The sequence below is a fragment of the Acinetobacter sp. YH12211 genome (assembly GCF_013418015.1).
Lineage (GTDB): Bacteria > Pseudomonadota > Gammaproteobacteria > Pseudomonadales > Moraxellaceae > Acinetobacter > Acinetobacter towneri.
The window spans coordinates 110,907-133,670 of the sequence record NZ_VPCW01000007.1 but is presented as its reverse complement, the minus strand read 5'-3'; the positions used below and the strand labels follow the sequence as shown (position 1 = coordinate 133,670).

The window sequence follows — 22,764 nt, the reverse complement described above, 5'->3', positions numbered from 1 at the left end:
AAAAAGTTGAGGATTTAGTGAATGGCTTATCAGCAACGGTCTATGGTGATAGAGGCTACATTAGCCAACCATTGAAAGAAACACTTAAAGAGCAAGGCATTGATTTAATTACTTATCCAAGAAAAAATATGAGAGTGACCTTATTGCCATTTTCTGATGAATTTCATCTACGACAACGTAAAAAAATTGAAACATTGATAGGATTATTGAAAGAAAAATATCACTTAGTTACGAGTAAACATCGTTCGATTGCTGGTTTTTTAGCAGGCGTATTTTCTTCACTATGTGCGTATCAACTTTGCCAAAAGAATAAGCCTAAAATTCATGTGATTAAATCTTTGGCTTATCCGTAACTGGGGTTATATTAACAATCAAAACTCAAGGAAAATAGTCCTTAGTTAAATCAAACGACACTTCATGTCGTGTCGCTTATATCTCTGACCTGAAGGACTGAGTTTTACGCTCCATTTGATAAAGCATGCTAAACTGCCAAACATAGGGATTAAACTGCGTTAACCATGTCAAATATCAATAAAAAGTTATTTAAGCGCTTACATTTAAATCATGCTTATGGACAGCTGATTGCACTTATTTTTGTGCCAATTATGGTTTTGGCATGCGTCGGCACGATGCTAGTTTTATCTGAAACCTCGAATGCCGCAAAAGCACAGCAGCGACAAATGGCAATTGCGATTTTGACCCGTTTTGAGTTGCCATCTGAAGCAGCTTTGCATCAACTGGCTAGCTTTCCGTGGAAGTACGAAGAAGCACGTACTTTTATGCAAAACATGATGAACGAAAAGCACTTGATTCGTACTGCACTGATTGATGCTTCTGGTACACGCCGTTTAAGCATGGGCTTTCAAGACCAAGCCGAATGGCCCAAATTCCCTAAAAATGCCGATTTTTTTGGCCCAATTCTGTATAAAAATAATCATGTGTATGGCATGCAAATTCAGCAAGACATCAACCGTCCTGCATGGTTGCTGATTGAACTGGACAATCAGCCATTACAAATTGCCCGTTATCGGGTCATGATTGTATTAATTGCCACAGGCTTGCTGACCCTGTTGTTGTTATTGCTGTGTCTGAATTTCTATTCACGACGCTGGATTGCACCCATGTATGAAATTCGCATGCAGCTACAACGCCTGAATGCCGATACGCTCGATCAACACATGGTCATTAACAGTACTGGCGAATTACGCTTACTGCAGCGGGATATTGCCAATGTGGTAAAACGCCTGCATTTCAGCTTTTTAGAACTCAAAGAACATACCGAACAAACCGAAGATGACTTGCGCCGCACCCTCGATACTTTGGAAGTGCAAAACATCACTTATCGTCAGGCACGTGACCAAGCGATTTCTGCCAACCAGTCTAAATCGGTATTTTTAGCCAACATCAGTCACGAACTCAGAACACCACTGAACAGTATTGATGGCTTTATTCACCTGTTATTGCGTCAGGAAAATCTTAGCAATGAACAGAATTTATATTTACAGACCATTCGTAAATCATCGGCGCATCTTTTAGCACTCATTAATGACGTATTGGATTTTTCTAAAATTGATGCAGGCAAACTGGAACTGGATACCGCACCCTTTGATTTAGAAGAAGCCATTTTTGATGTGATGGATATGCTCTCGCCTTTGGCTGCGCAAAAACACATCAACATGGCCTTTTATTTTGCCGATAACGTGCCGCAATATGTGCTGGGCGATGCTTTACGTTTCAAGCAAATTTTAACCAATTTAATTTCCAATGCGATTAAATTCACCCCCGATGGTGAAATTATTGTACGGGCGCGGGTAGAACATGACGATATTGGACAATGCTTAATTCACTTTAGCGTCCAAGACAGTGGCATTGGCTTAAGCGGTACAGACCGTAAAAAATTGTTTGAGTCTTTCTCTCAAGGTGATACTTCGGTCACGCGTCAATTTGGTGGTACAGGTTTAGGTTTGGCCATTTCCAAACAGTTGGTGCATTTGATGCAAGGTCAAATTGGCTTTGAAGACAATCAGGAACGCGCCCCAACCGAAAAAGGCTCGACCTTCTGGTTTACTGCCATGTTTGCGGTAGATGAAGCGCATGCACAGCAGCATCCAAACTTTAAAGAGATTCAGGTGGTGTCGTATTTGGCGCACCCTGCCACAGCGAATGTCTTGCGTCATTATCTTGAAAATTATGCGGTGCGACATATTGAAGCCGCTTCAATTTTAGATTTATTTAGCCGCTTAAAAGATGTATCCGACCTGCAAGACAATACTTGGTTGATTGTTGATCATAGTGGCGACACCGAAGCTTTATTAAAAGAAATTCGTACCCGTTATCAAGGTAACTTGGCAGTGTATGGCTATCAAATGGCGCTAGACCCAAGTCTGTTAAATGAATATCGTGCGCGCGCTTTGTATCAACCGCTCAGTCGTTCAGCCTTAATTGACTTACTCAACAATGAAAACAGTTTTGATGAACAGGAGTCTGCATCATTTGATGGTAAAGGCCTGCACGTTTTAGCGGTGGATGACCATCTACCCAACCTGATTGTACTCGAAGCCTTGTTGGGCGAACTGAATGTGACCACTACCAAAGCGCAAAGTGGTCAGGAAGCTTTGGGGATTTTGCAGCAACGCATTGAGCAGGGACAGCAACCATTTGACCTGATCTTTATGGATATTCAAATGCCTGTGATGTCGGGGGTAGATACCACCCGTGCGATTCGTTCTTTAGAATCGACTTTGGAAAATCACAAACGCTTACCTATTATTGCCCTCACCGCGCATGCTCTTGCCGATGAAAAGCAAAAATTACTCAAAGTCGGTATGGATGACTATGTCACCAAACCGATTCAGATTGAACAAATCATCCAAATTTTAACCCATTGGACCACGCAAAGTTTTAATAAGCCACCTGCAGTCGATAAAGCCATTGTGATTGAAGCGCTAGATCCACAGGTGTTGGATTGGCAACAAAGCCTAATGCTGGCAGCCAACAAAGAAGACCTTGCAGTGGATTTACTGAAAATGCTAGTGGATAGCTTTGCCACAGAATTACATGAAATTGAACAGCTGATTGAACTGGAAGATTTCCCACAACTCGAGCATGTGTTGCATCGTCTGTATGGTGCGACCCGCTATGTTGGCACACCGAACCTGCAAGAAGTAACAGGCTCATTTGAACAGTTTGTTTCGACCTTACGTAAAGAACGTCGTAAAGCCGATGATCTGTTTGTGCAAGAGGTCTTAAACCGTTATCAGGAATTACAAACCTGTATACAGCAAGTTGAACATGCGGCAGAACACATTTTTACCAAACACAATGCGGTGAGTTAGCCAACATCAAAGTGACATTCACCGCGAACGCCTCAACGAGAAGATACAGTTTGTAAGCACGACTCACCCAGCACTATTCACAAAAAAAAGTCACGTAATCAAAGGCAAGGTCGCAAGGCTTTGCCGTGACTCTGCTGTCATTTATCGCACTGCTGCCCATGTTATGCTTTGCCCAGTAAAAACAAGAGCTCACATCATGACCTTACTTCGTATCGAAAAAAATAATGGCATCGCCACAGTTTCCCTGAACCGCCCAGACAAACGCAATGCCATGAGTTTTGCCCTACTTAAAGAATTGGTGCGGACTGCCGAAAAACTTAAAAAAGACCGCAGCTTACGTTGTGTAATTTTAACAGGCGAAGCAAAGGTATTTAGTGCAGGCATTGACTTGGCCGACCTCAACAATCCACAAAACCGTGCATTTGCGGCTTGGGAATTAATTAAGCCAGGGCAAAGCCTGTTTCAAAAAGCATTTCTCGTTTGGCAACAATTGCCTGTACCTGTAATTGCTGCAATTGAAGGGTATTGTTTTGGCGCAGGGATGCAATTGGCTTTGGCTGCAGATATTCGTATCGCGCATCCTGACACGCAAATGTCGATTATGGAAAGCCGTTGGGGCTTAGTGCCTGATATGGGGCTAAGCCGTTCATTAAAAGGTTTAATTGGTTTAGACCTTGCCAAAGAACTGACCTTAACTGCACGTATTTTTGATGCCAACTATGCCAAAGAAATTGGCTTGGTCACGCATTTAGATGCAACACCTTTACAAAAAGCACAAGACCTTGCTGAAGAAATTGCACAACGCTCTCCTGATGCATTGGCTGCAGCCAAACAAGTGCTGGATGCTATGGAACATGCGCCAAATAAATCTTTACGTTTAGAAAAAATTTGGCAATTAAAATTATTGCTGGGTAAAAATAGCCAACTGGCACGTAAAAAGGACAAGAACCCTGAAGTGACCTTTGCACCGCGTCAGTTTTGATTCAGTTCAAACACAACAGACTTTGACCAAAGGCTAAATTGACATTTCAAGCCAGACTTGTACTGTAGGCAAAAACGGAGAATCAGCGCTATGCATTTTGATCGTGACACAAAAATCGCTTTTTTAGGTATGGGACTCATGGGTACGCGCATGGCAACCCGCTTAGTTCAGGCAGGTTTTGAGGTCGCGGTGTGGAATCGTAGCCCTGCGGCTTGCGAATCTGTGCTCAGTCTGGGGGCAAAGTCGCTGCAATTGAGCGAGATCGGACAATATCCAGTGATCTTGAGTTGCCTTGCCGATGATCATGCCGTCCAAGCTGTATTAGATCAAATTGAGCCATTTTTGACTGCTCAACAAGTCATTGTCGATTTTTCCAGTTTGTCTGTAGATCAAACCCAAAAGCTAGCGCAGCAAGCCAACCTCAAACAGGTCACATGGATTGACTCACCTGTATCGGGAGGCACTGCGGGAGCCGAACAAGGTAGTTTGGTGATTTTTGCAGGGGGTGATGGAAACACCATCGAAAAATTAAGCCCGATTTATGATGTGCTGTCACAACGTGTGACCCGTATGGGCGAAACAGGCACAGGACAAGCCACTAAAATCTGCAACCAACTGATTGTTGCTGCCAACAGCACCCTAATTGCCGAAGCTGTTGCCTTAGCAGGACAGGCAGGCGTAGACACCCGTTTACTTGCACCTGCTTTGGCGGGTGGTTTTGCCGACTCGAAACCGTTTCAGATTTTAACTCCACGTATGGCAACTCACAGTTTTGAGCCTGTGCAATGGAAAGTCCAAACCCTGTCTAAAGATTTAAACAATGCCTTACAACTGGCAGCGCAATTTCAGTTACAGATTCCTGTGGCAGAAAAAGCCCTTTCACAACTGCAAGCCCATCAAGCCAAGGGTTTTGCAGAAGCAGATTTAGCCACCATTATTCATCAGGTCGAAGCTTAATCGGCTTGATTCCTGATCCAACCTTTGCCTGCAAGGAGCACCTGCATGTCTAAACTGGCGGTTAATCTGTCGATGATTTTTACCGAAGTGCCTTTAATTGAACGCTTTGCCCTTGCACGCGAACATGGTTTTCAGCATGTTGAAATTCAATTTCCCTATGAGCTGAGTATTGAGCAGATTCAAACCCAACTCACACTCCACCAACTCAGCCTGTGTTTAATCAATGTCCCTGCGGGTGACCTCATGCAAGGCGGCAATGGTTTGGCGGGCGTACCCGGAAAAGAGATTGAATTTCATCATGCCTTAGAGTTAGCCATCCGCTATGCCACGGCATTAAATGTCCCTAGCGTCAATATTTTGGCAGGCAAACAACCTGTCGATGCCGATTTACTGCCTTGCTTAAACACACTGGCAGAAAACCTAAAACTGGCCTGCTCGATGCTCACTCAACATCATATTCAGCCTGTCTTTGAAATGATTAATGGCACCGACATGCCACGCTTTTTAGTACAAAATATTGCGCAAGCTCAAGAGATGCTAGAAGCAGTCAAACATCCTGCTCTTAAAATGCAATACGACTGTTATCACATGGCGATGATGGGTGAAGATGTGCTGAGCGCATTGCAAGAAAACATTCAGGATATTGGTCATATCCAGTTTGCCGACAATCCAGGACGCCATGAACCCGATTCAGGCGAGCTAGACTATACTACTATTTTCAAATGGTTACAGCACAGTGCTTATTCAGGCTATATCGCTGCAGAATACCGCCCAAGTCTGGCGTCAAATCAATCATTTGCATGGAAAGACAAATACTTTCCCTCAAATCAAAGTGGTTAAAATTAAACCGATTTGAAATTTCAGGCTAAAACAGCTATATTAGACGATGAATAATTTTAGGAAATTATACACCCCATGAATTTAGAACCATCGCCCGGCGCTTCTAATTCTCACGATCTTGCAATGAATACCCAAAAGCATGACGTACAAACTTGTCTTAAAGTTGTACATGAAGCTCTCCTTGATGTAAAAGCCAAAGAAATTGTTGAACTTGATGTCAGCAGCATCAGCAATGTTTCAGATGCCATTGTGATTGCTAGCGGTACATCAACTCGCCACGTAAAATCTCTTGCCGACAATGTTGCCGAAGAAGCGCGCAAAGCAGGCTTCCGCCCAATTGGTATTGAAGGTGAACGTGATGCAGAATGGATCTTGGTCGATCTTGGTATGGTAGTGGTTCACATCATGCTACCAACAGCGCGTAAATTCTACGACCTAGAAAGCTTATGGCGCACTACGCCTGAGTCTGTTGCTTAATACAACAGCTCACTTGAGCAGCCTTAAAGATACACAATAAGCGACTTTCAAATAAGTCGCTTTTTTAATGCAGATCTTTTGAAGCTCATATCCCTAATCATTTTTATATCGCATTAATCTACCCACCAAATATTGGTTTATATCATCCCCTACCCAATACATTGCTTCAAACCAATCCTATAAAACTCGCCCGAACTCAATCTGCCTGATCTCAATTAACCACTTTACATCAGCCATAAAAAAAACCGCCCGAAGGCGGTTTCATATCTGGAAACAGTGTCTTAGTGACCTGTACCGTTGATTGATTTAGTCATATCTTCCACAACTTTCTTGGCATCACCAAAGATCATCATGGTCTTGTCGTTATAGAACAAGTCGTTGTCTAGACCCGCATAACCTGTTGCCATTGAGCGCTTGATGACCATAATGGTACGTGCTTTATGCGCTTCAAGAATTGGCATGCCGTAAATTGGCGAGTTTGGATCGTCTTTTGCCGCAGGGTTAACTACGTCATTTGCACCAATCACCAACACCACATCTGTTGCCGGGAAATCTGAGTTGATTTCGTCCATTTCTAAGATGTCTTCATACGGTACGTCTGCTTCTGCAAGTAATACGTTCATGTGACCCGGCATACGACCTGCCACTGGGTGAATCGCAAAACGAACAGTTACACCTTGCTCTTTTAACAAGTTGGCCAATTCTTTGACCGCATTCTGTGCACGACCTTGCGCCATACCATAGCCCGGTACAATTACTACGCTGTCTGCATTTGACATCAAGAAGCCAGCATCATCAGCAGAACCTGAACGGTAGTTACGTTGTACTTGCGCACCCGCTGCTGCCGTTGGTGCTGCTGCACCGCCCATCGCACCACCAAACAATACGTTGATGATTGAACGGTTCATGGCTTTACACATGATGTAAGACAGAATCGCACCTGAAGAACCGACCAATGAGCCTGCAACAATCAGCATGTTGTTTTCAAGTGTGAAACCAATACCTGCTGCCGCCCAACCTGAGAACGAGTTCAACAATGACACCACAACTGGCATGTCACCACCACCCACTGGTGCAATCCATACCCAACCGAATGCCAATGCTAAACCTGTCATTGCCCAGAATGAAGTCATGTTGCCGCTCAGGAAGAAGTGAATCCCAAAACCGAGCATGGCAAGGAAAATTAACGCCTGAACAGGTTTTACCCATGCACCCGAAATAGTTTTTGCCCATTTCTTCGCCGCCAATTTACCGTATGCAAAAACAGATGCAGTAAAGGTAATCGCCCCCACGAAACAGCCCACAAACAATTCAAATAAATGAACTTTGCTCATTTCATGGAAAGTAATGCCATTTGTAGCCAACAAGTCTGGACCAAGTTCAATCAACTTGTTGTTATGAATAATCGCAGCAATCGCAATTAAAACTGCAGCCAAACCGACTAAAGAGTGCATTAACGCTACAGTTTCAGGCATTTGAGTCATTGGCACCGTACGTGCGCGGGCAATACCCACCACCGCACCTGCTGCCATAGCTGCCAGAATCATCCACACAACTGGATTGTCTGCCACAAAGAATGTAGTCAAGACTGCAATCGCCATTGCGATCATGCCGTAACGGTTGCCCGCAATCGCAGTTTTAGGCCCAGACAAACCACGTAAAGTTAAGATAAAGAGCACAGCCCCGATTAAATAGAACCAGTCTGCATATTCACGAATAAATTCCATGCATTAGCCCTCTTTTTTCTTTGCTTTTGGTTTGAACATTTCCAGCATACGTGCAGTCACTGCAAAACCACCGAAAATATTGATGCTTGCCAAGAACACAGCAATCGCACCCAGTACACTCACCACATTAATGGTTTGGAAATCGACACTGCCTTCTACACCCATGATTGGTAGACCAACAGTTTGAATCATCGCACCTACAATAATGATTGAAGAAAGTGCATTGGTTACTGCCATTAATGGCGTATGTAACGCAGGTGTTACCCCCCACACCACGTAGTAACCTACGAAGATGGCAAGGACAAAAATCGTAATTGTTTCAACCATGAGAATTCTCCTTAACCACGCTTTAACAGCACTTGACCGTTATGAGTGACCAGCAACGCTTTCTGAATTTCTTCTTCAGGATTCAATGCGAAGTTCTTGTCGTTATCAAATAATGTTTCAACAAAATTCAACACATTACGCGCATATAGTGCAGATGCTTCTGTCGATACAGTCGATGGAATGTTTGGAATACCCAAAATTTTCACACCATTGGCAGTCACTACAGTTTCACCGCATTGTGAACCTTCGACGTTACCGCCCGTTTCGACTGCCATATCTAAAATCACAGAACCCGGCTTCATTTTTGCCACAGTTTCCGCTTTGATTAAACGCGGTGCATCACGACCCGGCAATAACGCAGTGGTAATCACGATATCCGCATTAGAAACGGCTTTATCGACAATCACTGCTTGGTCTTTAATGTATTGTTCACCAGGCATCCAGCCATAACCATTTTTGGCAGCATCGGCAGCTTTTTGTTGTTCTTCTTCAGACATTGGTACGTCTAACCACTTACCACCCAAAGATTCCACCTGATCTTTTGCCGTTGGACGCAAGTCAGTTGCTTCGACTACAGCACCTAAACGCTTCGCTGTTGCAATGGCTTGCAAACCAGCAACACCCACACCCATGATCACAACACGCGCAGGTTTTACAGTACCCGCTGCCGTCATTAACATTGGGAACATGCGTTGATATTCTGCTGCAGCCAACAACACAGATTTATAACCTGCCAAGTTGGCTTGTGATGACAACACGTCCATATTTTGCGCACGCGACAAGGTACGTGGCAAAAGCTCTAAAGCAAATGCAGACACCTGAGCCGCAGCAAATTGGTCTAATTCAGTATTGCGGTAAGGATCAAACATCGCCACCACAGTGCTGTTCGGTGCAAGTTTTTGAATTTCTTCACCCTTTGGGGCACGAACTTTCAAAATCATTTGGCTACCGCGATAAGCATCATCTGTCATGGTCGCGCCTACTTGTTCATAAGCGCTGTCGATATAAGCGGCTTTTACGCCTGCACCACGTTCAATGACTACGCTATGACCCGCGCTAATCAACTTCTTTACTGTTTCTGGCGTCGCAGCGACACGATTTTCACCGACAACAGTTTCGGTTGGAATTCCGATCTGCATGAGCGTTCCTCAAGCTAGTTTTTCTTAAGTCAACATCGTGGATAACGATGCTTTCCCCTCAGGATAAGTTTTGTTGAATTTTTGGATTCTAATGCAACATTTTTAAATTACCACCCAATATTTATTTAATAAATACCCATATTTTGAACTGATGATTCATAAAAATATTGTTGCGAGATATAATTGATAAGTTTTGCTTCTTGAATATAAGTCTAATTATTCAGCAAAACTTCGATTTGAAGTGTCTAAAAGAAAAAAAGCGATGCTTTGAGCTTGCAGTTGACCACATTTAAATGAATTAAGCATTGATCATTCTGACACGCATTTCACTTAATTGGGAAAATCCGACTTAGCGCTAAAAGATTGCATATCTATACATTTAAGCGCTAAAAGCAAAAACTTAAACACCAAATTGACTTTTTTGACAATTTTTACACCGCACAACATGGTTCAATTTAGAAGTGTTTTGCGCATCTGAAAACCTTAGAAAAACCTACCTTTGCCTTATGAGTAAAACCGAATATTTGAAACAGTAAAACTTTTAAAAGAAGCTTGAATTTATTCAACTCAGGTCTAAGTTAAGTGCTGCTATTTTTTTCATTTTTTTTGTGCGTCATTTTGTCTGATGATGGATTTTCTCTGTTTTGCAATATTTTCAACTAATTTGCACCATTATCGTGCAAATCCCATTTACTCTACTTTTCACAAAATTTATGCCATCTCAAGCAGACCATCTGCATAAAATCGGCTATGCTTGCTCAAATACAGCACACACAGCTTGATCCATGCAGTCGCATCTGCCTTTATCTATCATGCAACTTGCATTTGTGTGCGCGGCATGTGTCACTTCTCTTGCATCCACCTTGCTCGACAGCATTTTTCATGATCAGACTTAACGCCACACAATGGGGCTCCATCTTTGCCTTATTTGCAGCCTTTTTGTTTAGTACCAAAGCCATTTTTATTAAACAGGCTTATGCACTTTCACCGTTGGTCGATGCAACCGTACTCATGGCTTTGCGCATGGCAAGTGCCCTGCCTTTCTTCTTGCTGATTTGTTGGCTCAATCGCCATCACAGTCGCAACATCTCTACACGCAATTGGCTGCTGCTGATCTTTGCAGGTCTGATGGGCTATTATTTTTCTAGCTGGCTGGATTTTTTAGGGCTGATGTTCATTAGCGCTTCATTAGAACGCATTATTCTGTTTTTATATCCAACGCTCACCGTTCTGGCTTCGAGCGTAATGTATCGGCAGAAACTGAGCTGGCTGAGTCTGTTTGCAATTGCTCTGAGTTATGGCGGAACAGTGATTGTGATGTTACAGGAACAGAGCAATACCCCACATGACACGTATTTTTGGTTAGGCAGTAGTTTGGTGTTCGCCAGTGCAGTGTGTTTTGCAGGCTATTTATTGCTGACCAAAAGCCTGATTCAGCATTTTGGTTCATGGAATTTTACAGGTCTGGCTTTAAGTATTGCCTGCATCGGTACGCTTACGCATTACAGTTTGGTCACACCGAATCCACTGGGACTGGTGCAACAACTGCCTGTAGAAGTGCTGGGCTATGGCATAGCTTTAGGGATATTTGTCACAGTCTTGCCCACCTTACTCATGGCGCACAGTATCGCCCGTTTAGGTGCGGCACAATCGGCCATGATTGCTTCAATTGGCCCCATCTTGACGATTCTATTGGCCACAGCATTTTTAGGTGAACATCTAAATGGCATACAATGGTTCGGCTGCATGCTCAATATTGTAGGCGTGATGATGATCACCTTGTCCAAAAACAAGTTCTCTCATTAAGTTAAAGGCGACATCCTGCCACTAATGAAGTTGAATATTGGATTCAATCTTTGAGCTACTGCAACCCCGTTTTACCATTGACCTTAGGATAATTATGAACACTGCACCCGACATCAGCCAAGATAAAACCCTGCTCTGGTTGATGGCGATCGCCTGTGGTCTATGCGCGGGGGCGAATTATTATTGCCAACCGCTGATTTACTCGATTCATCAATCTTTCCAAATTCCGCAATCCCAAGTGGCATTGACAGTGACTTTTGCACAAGTGTCTTATGCTCTGGGTTTATTATTCATTGTGCCCATGGGCGATATTGTCAATAAAACCAAATTCATTCCCTTATTGATGTTTTTGGCCTCGATTGGCTTATTTTTATGTGCCTTTTCCAGCAATTTAAGCATGCTATGGATTGGCACGATTATCACAGGGCTGTTTTCAGTTGCAGCACAAGTCTTAATTCCCTTTGCCACCATGACCGTAAAACCTGAAAAAATGGGTGAAGTGGTCGGTTTATTGATGAGTGGTTTATTGGTCGGTATTTTACTTTCGACCAGTTTGGCAGGTTTGCTGTCCAACTTATTCCATTGGAAAGTGATTTACCTGATTAGCGGTGTGCTGATGCTTTGCATTGCCGCGGTACTCAAAGCACGCTTACCCTTTATCTCAACCAGCAAACTCAGCTATTTGGCCGTGTTTCAGTCTATGGGCAAACTCATTTTAGAAGAACGTCGTTTGGTCTATCGTGCCTTGCTCGGTGCGTTTGCTTTTGCAGCGATGAGCGTGTTGTTTTCCACCATTGCAGTATTACTCAAATCCAGTTTTGGCTTAGCTGACTTTATGGTGGGCATTGTGGCAATGGTGGGTGTATTCGGTGCTCTTTCGACCAAACACGTGGGGAAAATTGCAGATCGTGGCTATGTTACAGCGCTGACGTGGGGTGGTTTGGCGCTATTGGCAATCAGTTGGGTCTTTCTATACAACGGACAATTTAGCTTATGGAGCTATATTCTTGGTTTTGGCTTAATTAACCTTGGGCTTGCCACCGTACACAGCAGCAACCAAAATGTAATTTTTCGCTTACGCCCCGATGCCAAATCGCGGATTAACTCAATTTATATGACCAGTTATTTTACTGGCGGTGCTTGTGGTTCTGCCTTGGGAATCTATGCATGGCAACACGGTGGATGGTTATGGAGTTGCCTAGTTGGTTTGTGTTTTGTTACCGCCGCAATGAGCTTTGCCCTACTCGACTGGCAGCATCAACGTCAACACACCGCCATGCCTTAAACGCTGCGATTACAATCAAGCAAGTCGCTTAAGACATTTGCATCACAGGGTAAAATGGCTGACTCAATTCCACATTTTCTAAATTTTCCAATAAGATTTGGATAAAACACGGCATCAACGCACACAGTAAAGTATTGGCATGGCTGAGTTGTTTGCGGTTGATTGCACTGTTATAAGTTGCACCACCTTGTAAAAGTTGCTGCTGTAACGTCAATAAGCGCTTAAACAAACATGCCAAAATTGTAGCTGAATCATGGATGTGCAATGCCTGCATAATCTGCTGTTTCTCTGCTTCATAATCTGCACGCCATTCAGCTTCAGTCATTTTTTGATTACGCCAATCCCAAAAACTTTGATACAAATAAGGGTTGGTCAGCAACACCTCTAAACTTTGTGGATATTTTTCCCAAATAATTCTCGCCATGCGCTGATCGACATCTTTTTGATACATGCGCTGCACAAATTGCTGCAAAGTCTGTTGTGTATGCTCTGCCGTCTGACCTTGCGCATACAAGGCACTCAACGCCACCCATGCTGTCATAAATTGCATATCGACATCATCATGAAACTCAATGGCTTTTTTCCACCAACTTAAACTGCGCTGCATGCGTAAATTAAATGCCGTTGAAAATTCATTTTTCTTAGTTCGATAAATTTCTTCTAATACCAACATTTTATTTTCCCTCTTATGCTGCGTTATCCTATCTTTTCAACATACTAAAAAACGGCTACGCATACAAATACTGAGCAGTTCCGCTTTAGCATCTACGGTTGCGCTGCTTTGTTCATAGCGAACAAAGCAAAGTTAATGCCAATGGATGTGGGTTGGGGATACTGTCGATTTTCACTTAAACCCCGTATAATGCGCGGTCTTGTGCTTTTGTTTTTCAATTCAGGTGGGTTATGACACGTGCCATCCAAACTTTACAACCTCGCATTTCGGTTGCCCCTATGATGGATTGGACTACCCGCGATTACCGTTTTTTTGCACGTTTATTTAACCCCAATATCATTCTGTATACTGAAATGGTGACCACAGGCGCAATTTTATTTGGTGATGCCAAGCGCCATTTAGATTACAGCAAGGAAGAACATCCAATTGTCTTGCAGTTGGGCGGTTCAAATCCGAAAGACCTTGCGACCTGCAGTAAAATGGCACAAGACTGGGGTTATGATGAAATCAACCTGAATGTTGGCTGCCCAAGTGATCGAGTACAAAACAATAAAATTGGTGCGTGTTTAATGGCAGAACCAGACTTGGTGGCAGAGTGTATTGCCGCCATGCGTCAAGCTGTTGATATTCCTGTGACCGTAAAACATCGAATCGGGATTGATGACATGCACTCTTATGCAGAGATGCTGCATTTTGTGGATACCGTGGCTCAAACAGGTTGCAATAACTTTATCGTGCATGCCCGAATTGCCTTATTACAAGGTTTATCGCCTAAAGAAAACCGCGAAGTACCACCGCTGCGTTATGAGGATGTGTATCGTCTAAAACAAGACCGCCCCGAATTGTTAATTGAAATTAATGGCGGAATTAAAACCTTGGCCGAAACCCAACAACACCTCAAGCATGTCGATGGGGTGATGATTGGTCGTGAAGCCTATCACAACCCTTATTTACTGGCAGAGCTTGGGCAGTTGTCGGGGCTAGAATTGCCTGACCGTTTTGAGATTATGCAACGCATGTTGCCGTATATTGAACAACGTCTGCAACAAGGTGCGCCACTTTCCGTCATTACTCGCCATATTTTAGGTTTATTCCAAAACCTGCCAGGTGCACGTAAATGGCGTCAAGCCTTAAGTGGCGGCAATGCCAAAACATTTGCCGATGTAGAGCAAGCATTGGTCAACATTCAAGCAGCAATGCAGCGTACGGAAGACTATTTAAAAGAGCAACAGCTACAACGACCTACTGAATAAAGTCATTGACGATGTACAAAATCAAAGAATTTTTTATAAGCCATGCCTCGCATGGCTTTAATTTATGTATTTTTAGCCTGTAAGGCATCTAACTTTTTCAACACTTCTGCAACAGCTACCATTGCAAAACTGGACGTGACCACCACTGCCGAACCATAGCCGCCACAGCGCAAGCCTGCGCTTGGACAAACATCAGCACTGGAAAATGGATTGTCGATGGAATACACACAGGTAATCCCAAACTTTTCTTTTGGCTTTTTACAAATACCTTTGCTGCGTAATTGGGCGCGCAATTTGGCCAACATTGGGTCTTGTTCGGTTTTAGATAAATCTGCCACCTGAATTTTCAACGGATCAAGTTTTCCACCTGCACCACCCGAAACAATCAGCGGAATCTTGTTAAAACGACAATGCAGCATCAAAGCCAGTTTAGCTTTTACGTCATCAATACAATCTAAAATTAAATCAGGTGCAGTCGCCAATAAGGCTTTGACGTTGTCTGGACTGAGGTAATCATCAACCAAATTAATTTTGATACGTGGATTAATAGAACGGCAACGCTCTGCCATGACATTAATTTTTTCATGCCCCAAAGTTGAGCTCATGGCAGGCAATTGACGGTTAATGTTAGATGCTGCGACCACATCCATATCCACCAATGTTAGTTCACCGATACCTGTACGTGCCAACGCCTCAACTGCCCAAGAGCCGACACCGCCAATTCCAATCACCATGACATGACTTTGGGCATAATGCTGAAAAGCACTGTCGCCATAAATCTTGGCCACACCCGCAAAACGGCGTTCATATTCATCATCTTGAAGAAGGTCTGTCATGCTGCAATCAAATCTAATTTCAAAGTGTGGGCATTTTACTGCGTTTCGCAGACTTCGTGTTGTTTCATCTAAAGTTTAGGCAAGTCTAATATTTGAATGCTATTCTGCCAAATCTGTGCGGCTAAAGTTTGCGGTGCAATATCTAAACAATCCGCTAAACCTTCAAGCACATAAATCAGGTTCGCAGGGGTATTTCGGGTTCGTGATTGAGTATCTGTCTGACAACATAAAGGCGTCATATCGGGGCAGTCGGTTTCCAAAACCAAATGTTCAGCACCAATTTCCTGCACAACACGGCGCAGTTTTTTTGCATTGGGATTGGTAATCTGCCCTGTCACACCAATTTTAAAGCCCAATTTGATCAGTGCTTTGGCTTCTTCTACCCCACCGCTAAAAGCATGTGCAATGCCACCAAACTGAAATTGTTGTTGTTTGAGTATTTTTAAGGTTTCGGCATGGGCCTTACGAATATGTAGCAGTACAGGTTTTTGTCGATGGCGTGCGATTTCCAATTGCGCGGCAAAAAAATCTTGCTGCTTTTGAAACGCTTCAGGCTGTTTATGTTCAACCAAAAAAGTGTCTAAGCCAATTTCACCCACCGCGACACAATGCTGTTGTTGCAAAAAATGTTCTAAATCTTGTAAATGTTGGTCTTGATGTTGTTCGATATAAAAAGGATGCAAGCCTGGTGCAAGATGACTTTGTGGCACATGCTCAAGTTGGTTTAAAAACTGTTGTGTAGAGATTAAATCTTGAAAACGTGATTGTACAAAGCCAATCAGTACCAAATGTTCTACGCCTGCTGCCTTGGCCGCATACGCCAATTGCTCCCGATCTGAGTCAAAATCAGGTACATCAAAATGGGTATGCGTATCAAACAGCGCAATGCTCATATTAAGATTTCGCTTTGGTTGTGTTTACTGCACTGGCTTCGGCAGATTTTGCGGTTGCTTCAGAGGCTGCTTCTGTTACAGGCAAATACGCAGCTTTTAAAATCCCCTGCAGTTCTGCATACGGAATGGTTAAACGCGGTAAACCAACGACATAAGGGCCTATTTCATATTCTGCGTATTGCAGAATTAAACCCTGTTGACCTAAATAGTAATTTTCCGACAGCTTAAATTTCCACGCTTGTTCATATTCTTGCACATTGGTGGAAAGTTCAGATGCGATGACCCATTGTTTAAACGCTTCGTAGGCTTTGCGCTCCAATTGTGGACGCTGCTTCTCTAACAGAATGTCATTTAACAATACTAATTTTTTCTGTTCTAAATCAAAATTATAGTATTGCTGTGCCGATGCACCATGCGCTCCGCCCAAATAACTACTGCTATTCAGTACCACGGTTGCCAAAGGCTGATCTGCATTCAAAATTTTAGGCTTAATCATCAAACTGATTTTATGATTTGAGCTTAAAGCTTTCAGTTCCTGATCAAGTACCAAAAAGCTTTGCACATAAGGCACAGTTTGTTTTTCTAATTTTTGCGCCAAAGTTTCCACTTGTGCAATGGCTGCTGCAGTGGGGTTGCTGGCAGGTGCATCTGCAGCACTGGCTGCTGTATTTTCACTGGCTGCATTCTCAACTGCTATAGCCTCAGAAGCCGCCTGCTGTGGTGCAATTTCTAAAATTTGTGCCAATTCTTGAATAATTTTCTGATCAATAAAATGGTCGATAAAGGCCTGATTACTATTCAAACGCTCAATTGAAATTTCAGGGCAGTTATTCCCTTCACATTTAGGCAACGACAAATTCAGTTTTTCAGTATCCCCGACCAGTTTTAAGCTTTGTTGTTCCGCCTGCGTCTGCTCTGGCTCGACTGTTTCTGGTTCGGTTTTCTTTGGCTGACATGCAGTAATCCCTAGCGTTGTAATTAAAATAATGATCGCCAAAATACTTTTATTTTTCAACATGGATCCAACCTTGATTTCATCTATTTTTGCTTGTCACCGTACTCACCTACTAAAACATAGATGGATAGATGTCTGCTTTTAAAACTTGTTGTGTTTGTGCTTTGCTTAGGTAAATATCTAACTGCGTGCCATCTTTGACAATTTCATGGGTGCGATAATGCAATCCTAAGCCCTGATCATCAAAAAACCAATCTGCCTGCCCCCAGTATAATTTGGCAGGTGCTGCTTTTTGCACGTCACTGCTTTGTGTTTTGAGCCAATCCTGATAGGCCTGCTGTACAAAAGTATTCATACGGGTTTGTTGTTTGGCATCAATCACATCTAAAACAGACAAGGCTTTTTGCTGCTTCCGATCTGCCACAAAGAAATAATAGCGTTCCTTGACTTGCGTGCCTTCCTGTTTGCTATCTACCCCGACTTGCAACAAAACATATTGATTGCGTTGATATGCCATACGGGTGTACATCGCCAATTCATAAGCTTTATTTTGATCTAATTGTGCCTGCCAAGCATCGGATTTTTTCACATAGGCATCTACGGCTTGCTGCAAATTCATGTTTTGTTTTAAGCCAATTTGGTCTTGAATCACCATGGCCTGATTTTTTGCAATCCAACTGTTGAGCCATGTATCTTGGGTATTTAAAGTTTGTACTTCTAATTCAATGCAGTTTTTATTTTCACAAAATGGCAAGGCAATTTCTGCTGCCTGTTGCTTGATATTCAAATACGGTAAAACATCCGCTTGATCTTTCTGAAAAATAGACGTTTGCTCATCTGAGTTTTGATCTTGTTTAGATGAGTCACAGGCGCTAAGCAAAACCATCCCGCTCAAAATTGCACCCAGATAAACCGATTTTTGCTGCATGATTTCCCCAATTCACTTATCAAAAATAATCTTTAATCTTTTACCGCCCCCATAATAAAACAGCTTCCTAAAGAAGCTGTTTTAATTTTGAAACTTTTAGCAACGCTGAACATTCATCTACGCTACGCTGATCGCACCTGCCAGATCAAACATTAGCAACGGCTTAGTGCTCGCGTGTATTTCTAAACTCAATGTCAGGGTAACGCTCTTGCATTAACTGTAAATTCACACGGCTTGGCGCGAGATAAGTTAAGTGACCACCACCATCGACAGACAACTGATCGTGGGCTTTTTTCTTAAATTCGTTAAACTTTTTCTCATCGGCACAAGACACCCAGCGTACCGTGTTGATGCTGACAGGCTCGTAAATACAATCGACTTTGTATTCTTCTTTCAGGCGATAGGCGACGACTTCAAACTGTAGCACACCAACAGCACCTACGATTAAATCATTGCTGTTTTGTGGCATAAAGACTTGCGTTGCACCTTCTTCTGAAAGCTCTTTAAGGCCTTTTTGCAGCTGTTTGGACTTCAATGGGTCTTTCAAGCGTACACGACGGAACATTTCAGGTGCGAAGTGCGGAATCCCTGTAAATTGCAACTTTTCACCCGAAGTGAAGGTATCGCCAATTTGAATCGTCCCGTGGTTATGTAGACCAATAATGTCGCCCGGCCAAGCTTCTTCGAGGTGCTGACGGTCACCTGCCAAGAAGGTCAAGGCATCGCTGATACGTACATCTTTATCAATACGCACATGCTTCATTTTTAAGCCTTTTTCATACTTGCCTGAACAGATTCGCATGAAAGCAATACGGTCACGGTGCTTCGGATCCATATTGGCCTGAATTTTAAAAACAAAACCACTAAAGCCTTCTTCATTGGCTTCTACAATACGGTCTTGCGTTGGATGTGCTTTTGGCGGCGGCGCATATTCACTGAATGCATTCAATACATGATCTACACCGAAGTTACCCAAAGCAGTACCAAATAGCACTGGTGTTTGACGACCCGCTAAAAACTCTTCACGGTCTAAAGGCTCATTCGCCATTTGTACCAATTCAAGTGATTCTTCAAATGCCGCCCATGCCAATTCACCTACTTTTTCACGTAGGTCTGCATGGTTATAGCCATCACGTACTTCAATTTCAGGAATGGTTGAACCAAAACCTGATTTGTACACATAAAACTTTTCTTCGATGAGGTTAAACACCCCTGCGAAATCACGCCCTGTACCCATTGGCCAAGTGATTGGCACACACTTAATTTTGAGGACATTTTCAATTTCATCCAACAACTCTAATGGTTCACGAATTTCGCGGTCCATTTTGTTGACGAATGAAATGATGGGTGTGTCACGCATACGACACACATCCATTAATTTAATGGTACGGTCTTCGACACCTTTCGCACCATCAATCACCATCAGTGCAGAGTCCACCGCAGTTAGAGTGCGGTAAGTATCTTCAGAGAAATCTTCGTGCCCTGGGGTATCGAGCAGGTTAATCATTTTGTCTTTATACGGGAATTGCATCACCGAAGTTGTAATGGAAATACCACGTTCTTTTTCCATTTCCATCCAGTCAGATGTTGCGCCACGATCTGACTTACGGCTTTTTACCATCCCTGCAACTTGAATGGCTTGTCCCCATAACAGCAGTTTTTCTGTCATGGTGGTTTTACCAGCATCGGGGTGGGAAATAATCGCGAAAGTACGTCGCTGTGCGACCTGCGCCGCTAACTCATCTTTAAAACTCATGCAAGACACCTACTGCAGAACCGCAGTGTATAAGATCAAAATGATCAATATGAAAAATTGGCGTAATTGTAGCAGATTTGAATCAAATTTTATTGATTGTTGATATGTTCTAATTTATCCACAACTGAGAATATAGTTATTTTTTCAATCTATACTTTTGCTTTTGGCTTTTCGGTTTTTCTGGAATCGTACGTTCAATCAAACCTACTTCTATGGCAGGATTCATATCGTTCTTTTGGAATGTTGCGCTATGAGTTAAACCTAACAACTGCATCAACTCAGCCAAACTATATTCATCTTGTTTCATCACTGAAATTAAACGCTGGACTTGGTCGCTCACTTGTACGCTATCTTGAGCGGTAGCATGATCGCTAGCTTAAGCCGAATGTTTAAACAGCTCTTCTAAACGCTCAACATCCATTGGTAAGCCTAATAAGTAGCCCTGTAATTGCTGACAGCCTAAACGGGTTAAAATCTCAGCTTGCAATGGCGTTTCCACCCCTTCAGCGGTCACAGTTAAACCCAGTTTAATGGCTAACTGAATAATACTTTCTAAAATTAATTCTTCTTTGCTGTCCAAACACAAATCTAAAATAAAAGCACGGTCAATTTTCAACTCATCGACTGGCAATTTTTTCAAATACAAGAAACTCGAATGTCCTGTACCAAAATCATCAATCGCCAATTGAATCCCCATTTGACGCAAACGCTCAAAACTACGAATACTCGATTCAATATGATGCATTGCTGTACTTTCAGTCACTTCAATCATCAGGTGATGGGGTTGAATCTCATAGCGTTTAAACAAGTTTTCTAACGTCGAAAATAAGTGTTTATGTTCAAACTGCACTGCCGATAAATTCACAGCCACAGGAAATAACGGTGCACCCGATCTTTCCCAAATTTGAATTTGTTTAAAGGCTTCTTCTAGCGTCCAATAGCCAATTTGAATAATCAACCCCGTCTTTTCAGCCCCTTTAATAAACATATTTGGGGTAAGTAAACCATGTACGGGGTGATACCAACGAATTAAAGCTTCTACGCCACAAATTTTATGGTCAGCGGCTTTAAACTTTGGCTGATAGAACAACGCAAATTGTTGTTGTTCAACCGCTTTATATAAATCATTAATCAACTTACTTTGGCTTTTGGCCTCAAGTAACTCCAGATCATAATTAAATACCGAACTGGTGTTACGCCCCTGATATTTAGAGGTCAGCATCGCCGCATCAGCATTCATTAAAATATCTTGCAAATTGGTGCCATGCTCTGGATACATCGCAATGCCAATACTGCCTGAAATATTAATGACCTTGCCTGCAATTAAGAAACTTTGCTGAATCAGTTCTAATATTTTTTCAGAAATGAGCGTGGCTTCTGCGATATCGGTATGTTCAATCACCAAAAGAAATTCATCGCCACCAATTCTTAATAACTGGGTATTTTCGCCCAAGTGGGATTGCACACGTTTAGACAACTGAATCAGCAATTGATCGCCAACATGGTGTCCAAATACGTCATTCACCGCTTTAAAGCGGTCTAAGTCGATATACAAAAACGCAATTTTAGTATTTTTTTGCCGATGCTCAGAAAAAAGCAATTGTGCATATTCGGCTAAATATAAACGGTTGGGCAATTTGGTCAGGTTATCTTTGACTGCCTGATTGGCCAATTCACGGTTGGCTAAAGACAATTGTCTGCTTTTTTCTTCTAAGCGCAGCTCCAGCAGAGATACGCCCACCGCAGCAGCAAAAATCAGACTGGTCACTAAAATAACCACCAACAGAGCTGGCCCTTGCCCGATCTGGAAGTGCCCTGATTGAGGCAAATCTGCTGTAGAGTAAAAATGCAGTGCTTCCATGCCTATATAGTGCATGGCAACAATGCTCAGACTCATGAGCACCGCAATGAAAATTTTATATTGTGCCTGACGCCCCATTCTGCACTTGGAATGAAACATAAACCAAAAGGTAAGTATTGCACCGCCAATGGCCACTAATACAGACAGTAAAACAATCGTGGGATCATAATAACTACGGTAGCCTTCTACCTGAATTCCCATCATGCCCGTATAGTGCATGCCTGAAATGCCCAACCCCATCAAAATGCCGCTCAGGATCAAACGCGCCACAGGCAGGGTCGATTGCGTGGTCAGCCAAACCGCAAACGTAGAAGCGATAAATGCAATAACAAAAGATAGGGTCGTAAAGCTAAGATCAAATTGATACGGTGCAGGTAACTGGCATGCCAACATGCCCACAAAATGCATACTCCACACTGCCGCACCCAGCAGCAAACCACTCATGATTAATGCAATTTTTTTTAGTTGTTGTCGTACATTTTGAAAAAGCATTTGCTCAACAGACACTGCAAAATAGCAGGCCAACACTGAGATTGCTACCGAGCCGATTACCAAGCTCAGATCATAATGTACATGCATCATTAGATGTATCCATCTCTGTCATATTATATTGTTTTTCGGCTACTCAATCTCACACTCTCTTATAAATAATAACTAAAAAGCAACCTGAACGACGGATTGATCTAGCAAAGACTGCATTGACTTAAGAGTCTAATACTATTCCGCTTTGGTCA

The 22,764-nt window shown here is 42.8% G+C and carries 19 protein-coding genes and 1 pseudogene; 9 read left to right on the top strand and 11 right to left on the bottom strand.

From position 1 onward, the window contains the following. From FTU98_RS05965 to rsfS, 6 genes are all read left to right on the top strand, one after another. Window positions 1–353: transposase (locus FTU98_RS05965; protein ID WP_180050709.1), on the top strand; the 353-nt coding region annotated here is incomplete at its 5' end. 165 nt (window positions 354–518) lie between these two features. Further along, on the top strand, window positions 519–3,335 hold the full coding sequence (locus tag FTU98_RS05960; protein ID WP_131260559.1) for an ATP-binding protein: 2,817 nt from the start codon (window positions 519–521) through the stop codon (window positions 3,333–3,335). A 196-nt stretch (window positions 3,336–3,531) separates the two neighbouring features. Then, window positions 3,532–4,317: a crotonase/enoyl-CoA hydratase family protein gene (locus tag FTU98_RS05955; protein WP_179995949.1), complete on the top strand. Its 786-nt coding sequence runs from the start codon at window positions 3,532–3,534 to the stop codon at window positions 4,315–4,317. A 90-nt stretch (window positions 4,318–4,407) separates the two neighbouring features. Then, window positions 4,408–5,274, top strand: coding sequence for an NAD(P)-dependent oxidoreductase (locus tag FTU98_RS05950; RefSeq protein WP_180050705.1), 867 nt, complete (start codon window positions 4,408–4,410; stop codon window positions 5,272–5,274). Window positions 5,275–5,319: 45 nt separating this feature from the next. Beyond that, a complete protein-coding gene (locus tag FTU98_RS05945) occupies window positions 5,320–6,114 on the top strand; it encodes a hydroxypyruvate isomerase family protein (RefSeq protein ID WP_096901402.1) in 795 nt (264 codons plus the stop codon). 75 nt (window positions 6,115–6,189) lie between these two features. Then, the gene (rsfS, locus tag FTU98_RS05940) at window positions 6,190–6,591 is read left to right on the top strand and encodes a ribosome silencing factor (protein ID WP_004974926.1); all 402 of its coding nucleotides are present in this window, start codon (window positions 6,190–6,192) and stop codon (window positions 6,589–6,591) included. Window positions 6,592–6,872: 281 nt separating this feature from the next. On the opposite strand, the gene FTU98_RS05935 is transcribed toward rsfS, so the two are convergent. Genes FTU98_RS05935 through FTU98_RS05925 form a run of 3 tightly spaced genes read right to left on the bottom strand, consistent with a single transcriptional unit; the run spans window position 6,873 to window position 9,784 of the window. Next, on the bottom strand, window positions 6,873–8,318 hold the full coding sequence (locus FTU98_RS05935; RefSeq protein WP_104852534.1) for an NAD(P)(+) transhydrogenase (Re/Si-specific) subunit beta: 1,446 nt from the start codon (window positions 8,316–8,318) through the stop codon (window positions 6,873–6,875). 3 nt (window positions 8,319–8,321) lie between these two features. Continuing rightward, a complete protein-coding gene (locus FTU98_RS05930; RefSeq protein ID WP_004974924.1) occupies window positions 8,322–8,645 on the bottom strand; it encodes a proton-translocating transhydrogenase family protein in 324 nt (107 codons plus the stop codon). An 11-nt stretch (window positions 8,646–8,656) separates the two neighbouring features. After that, window positions 8,657–9,784, bottom strand: a complete 1,128-nt coding sequence (locus FTU98_RS05925; RefSeq protein ID WP_004974923.1) for a Re/Si-specific NAD(P)(+) transhydrogenase subunit alpha — start codon at window positions 9,782–9,784, stop codon at window positions 8,657–8,659. A gap of 882 nt (window positions 9,785–10,666) precedes the next feature. Here FTU98_RS05925 and FTU98_RS05920 point away from each other — a divergent pair. Together FTU98_RS05920 and FTU98_RS05915 are read left to right on the top strand one after the other, a co-directional pair. Further along, on the top strand, window positions 10,667–11,590 hold the full coding sequence (locus FTU98_RS05920; protein WP_104852536.1) for a DMT family transporter: 924 nt from the start codon (window positions 10,667–10,669) through the stop codon (window positions 11,588–11,590). A gap of 94 nt (window positions 11,591–11,684) precedes the next feature. After that, window positions 11,685–12,875, top strand: a complete 1,191-nt coding sequence (locus tag FTU98_RS05915; RefSeq protein WP_096901400.1) for an MFS transporter — start codon at window positions 11,685–11,687, stop codon at window positions 12,873–12,875. Window positions 12,876–12,903: 28 nt separating this feature from the next. Here the strand turns inward: FTU98_RS05915 and FTU98_RS05910 are convergent, their stop codons facing one another. After that, a complete protein-coding gene (locus tag FTU98_RS05910) occupies window positions 12,904–13,548 on the bottom strand; it encodes a hypothetical protein (protein WP_004974903.1) in 645 nt (214 codons plus the stop codon). 230 nt (window positions 13,549–13,778) lie between these two features. Between FTU98_RS05910 and dusA the strand changes: the two genes are divergently transcribed. Further along, entirely contained in the window at window positions 13,779–14,801 is a 1,023-nt protein-coding gene (gene dusA / locus FTU98_RS05905; protein ID WP_180050703.1) for a tRNA dihydrouridine(20/20a) synthase DusA, read from the top strand. Between the two features lie 62 nt (window positions 14,802–14,863). Here dusA and FTU98_RS05900 read toward each other — a convergent pair whose 3' ends face one another. The 7 genes and pseudogenes from FTU98_RS05900 to FTU98_RS05870 all read right to left on the bottom strand — a co-directional run bounded on the left by FTU98_RS05900 (window position 14,864) and on the right by FTU98_RS05870 (window position 22,612). Continuing rightward, a complete protein-coding gene (locus FTU98_RS05900) occupies window positions 14,864–15,637 on the bottom strand; it encodes a ThiF family adenylyltransferase (protein ID WP_179995073.1) in 774 nt (257 codons plus the stop codon). Between the two features lie 68 nt (window positions 15,638–15,705). Beyond that, window positions 15,706–16,530: a TatD family hydrolase gene (locus tag FTU98_RS05895; RefSeq protein WP_004974890.1), complete on the bottom strand. Its 825-nt coding sequence runs from the start codon at window positions 16,528–16,530 to the stop codon at window positions 15,706–15,708. A 1-nt stretch (window position 16,531) separates the two neighbouring features. Further along, on the bottom strand, window positions 16,532–17,548 hold the full coding sequence (locus tag FTU98_RS05890; protein WP_180050701.1) for an RsiV family protein: 1,017 nt from the start codon (window positions 17,546–17,548) through the stop codon (window positions 16,532–16,534). 49 nt (window positions 17,549–17,597) lie between these two features. Further along, a complete protein-coding gene (locus FTU98_RS05885; protein WP_004974888.1) occupies window positions 17,598–18,413 on the bottom strand; it encodes a hypothetical protein in 816 nt (271 codons plus the stop codon). A 163-nt stretch (window positions 18,414–18,576) separates the two neighbouring features. Then, window positions 18,577–20,169 (bottom strand): peptide chain release factor 3, encoded by a 1,593-nt coding sequence (locus FTU98_RS05880; RefSeq protein ID WP_004974887.1) that lies wholly within the window; start codon window positions 20,167–20,169, stop codon window positions 18,577–18,579. 136 nt (window positions 20,170–20,305) lie between these two features. Beyond that, window positions 20,306–20,542, bottom strand: a pseudogene (locus FTU98_RS05875) (Fic family protein); the annotation flags it as partial. Between the two features lie 3 nt (window positions 20,543–20,545). Next, complete coding sequence (locus tag FTU98_RS05870; RefSeq protein WP_180050699.1) at window positions 20,546–22,612, bottom strand: bifunctional diguanylate cyclase/phosphodiesterase; 2,067 nt, start codon at window positions 22,610–22,612, stop codon at window positions 20,546–20,548. Window positions 22,613–22,764: the final 152 nt, after the last annotated feature.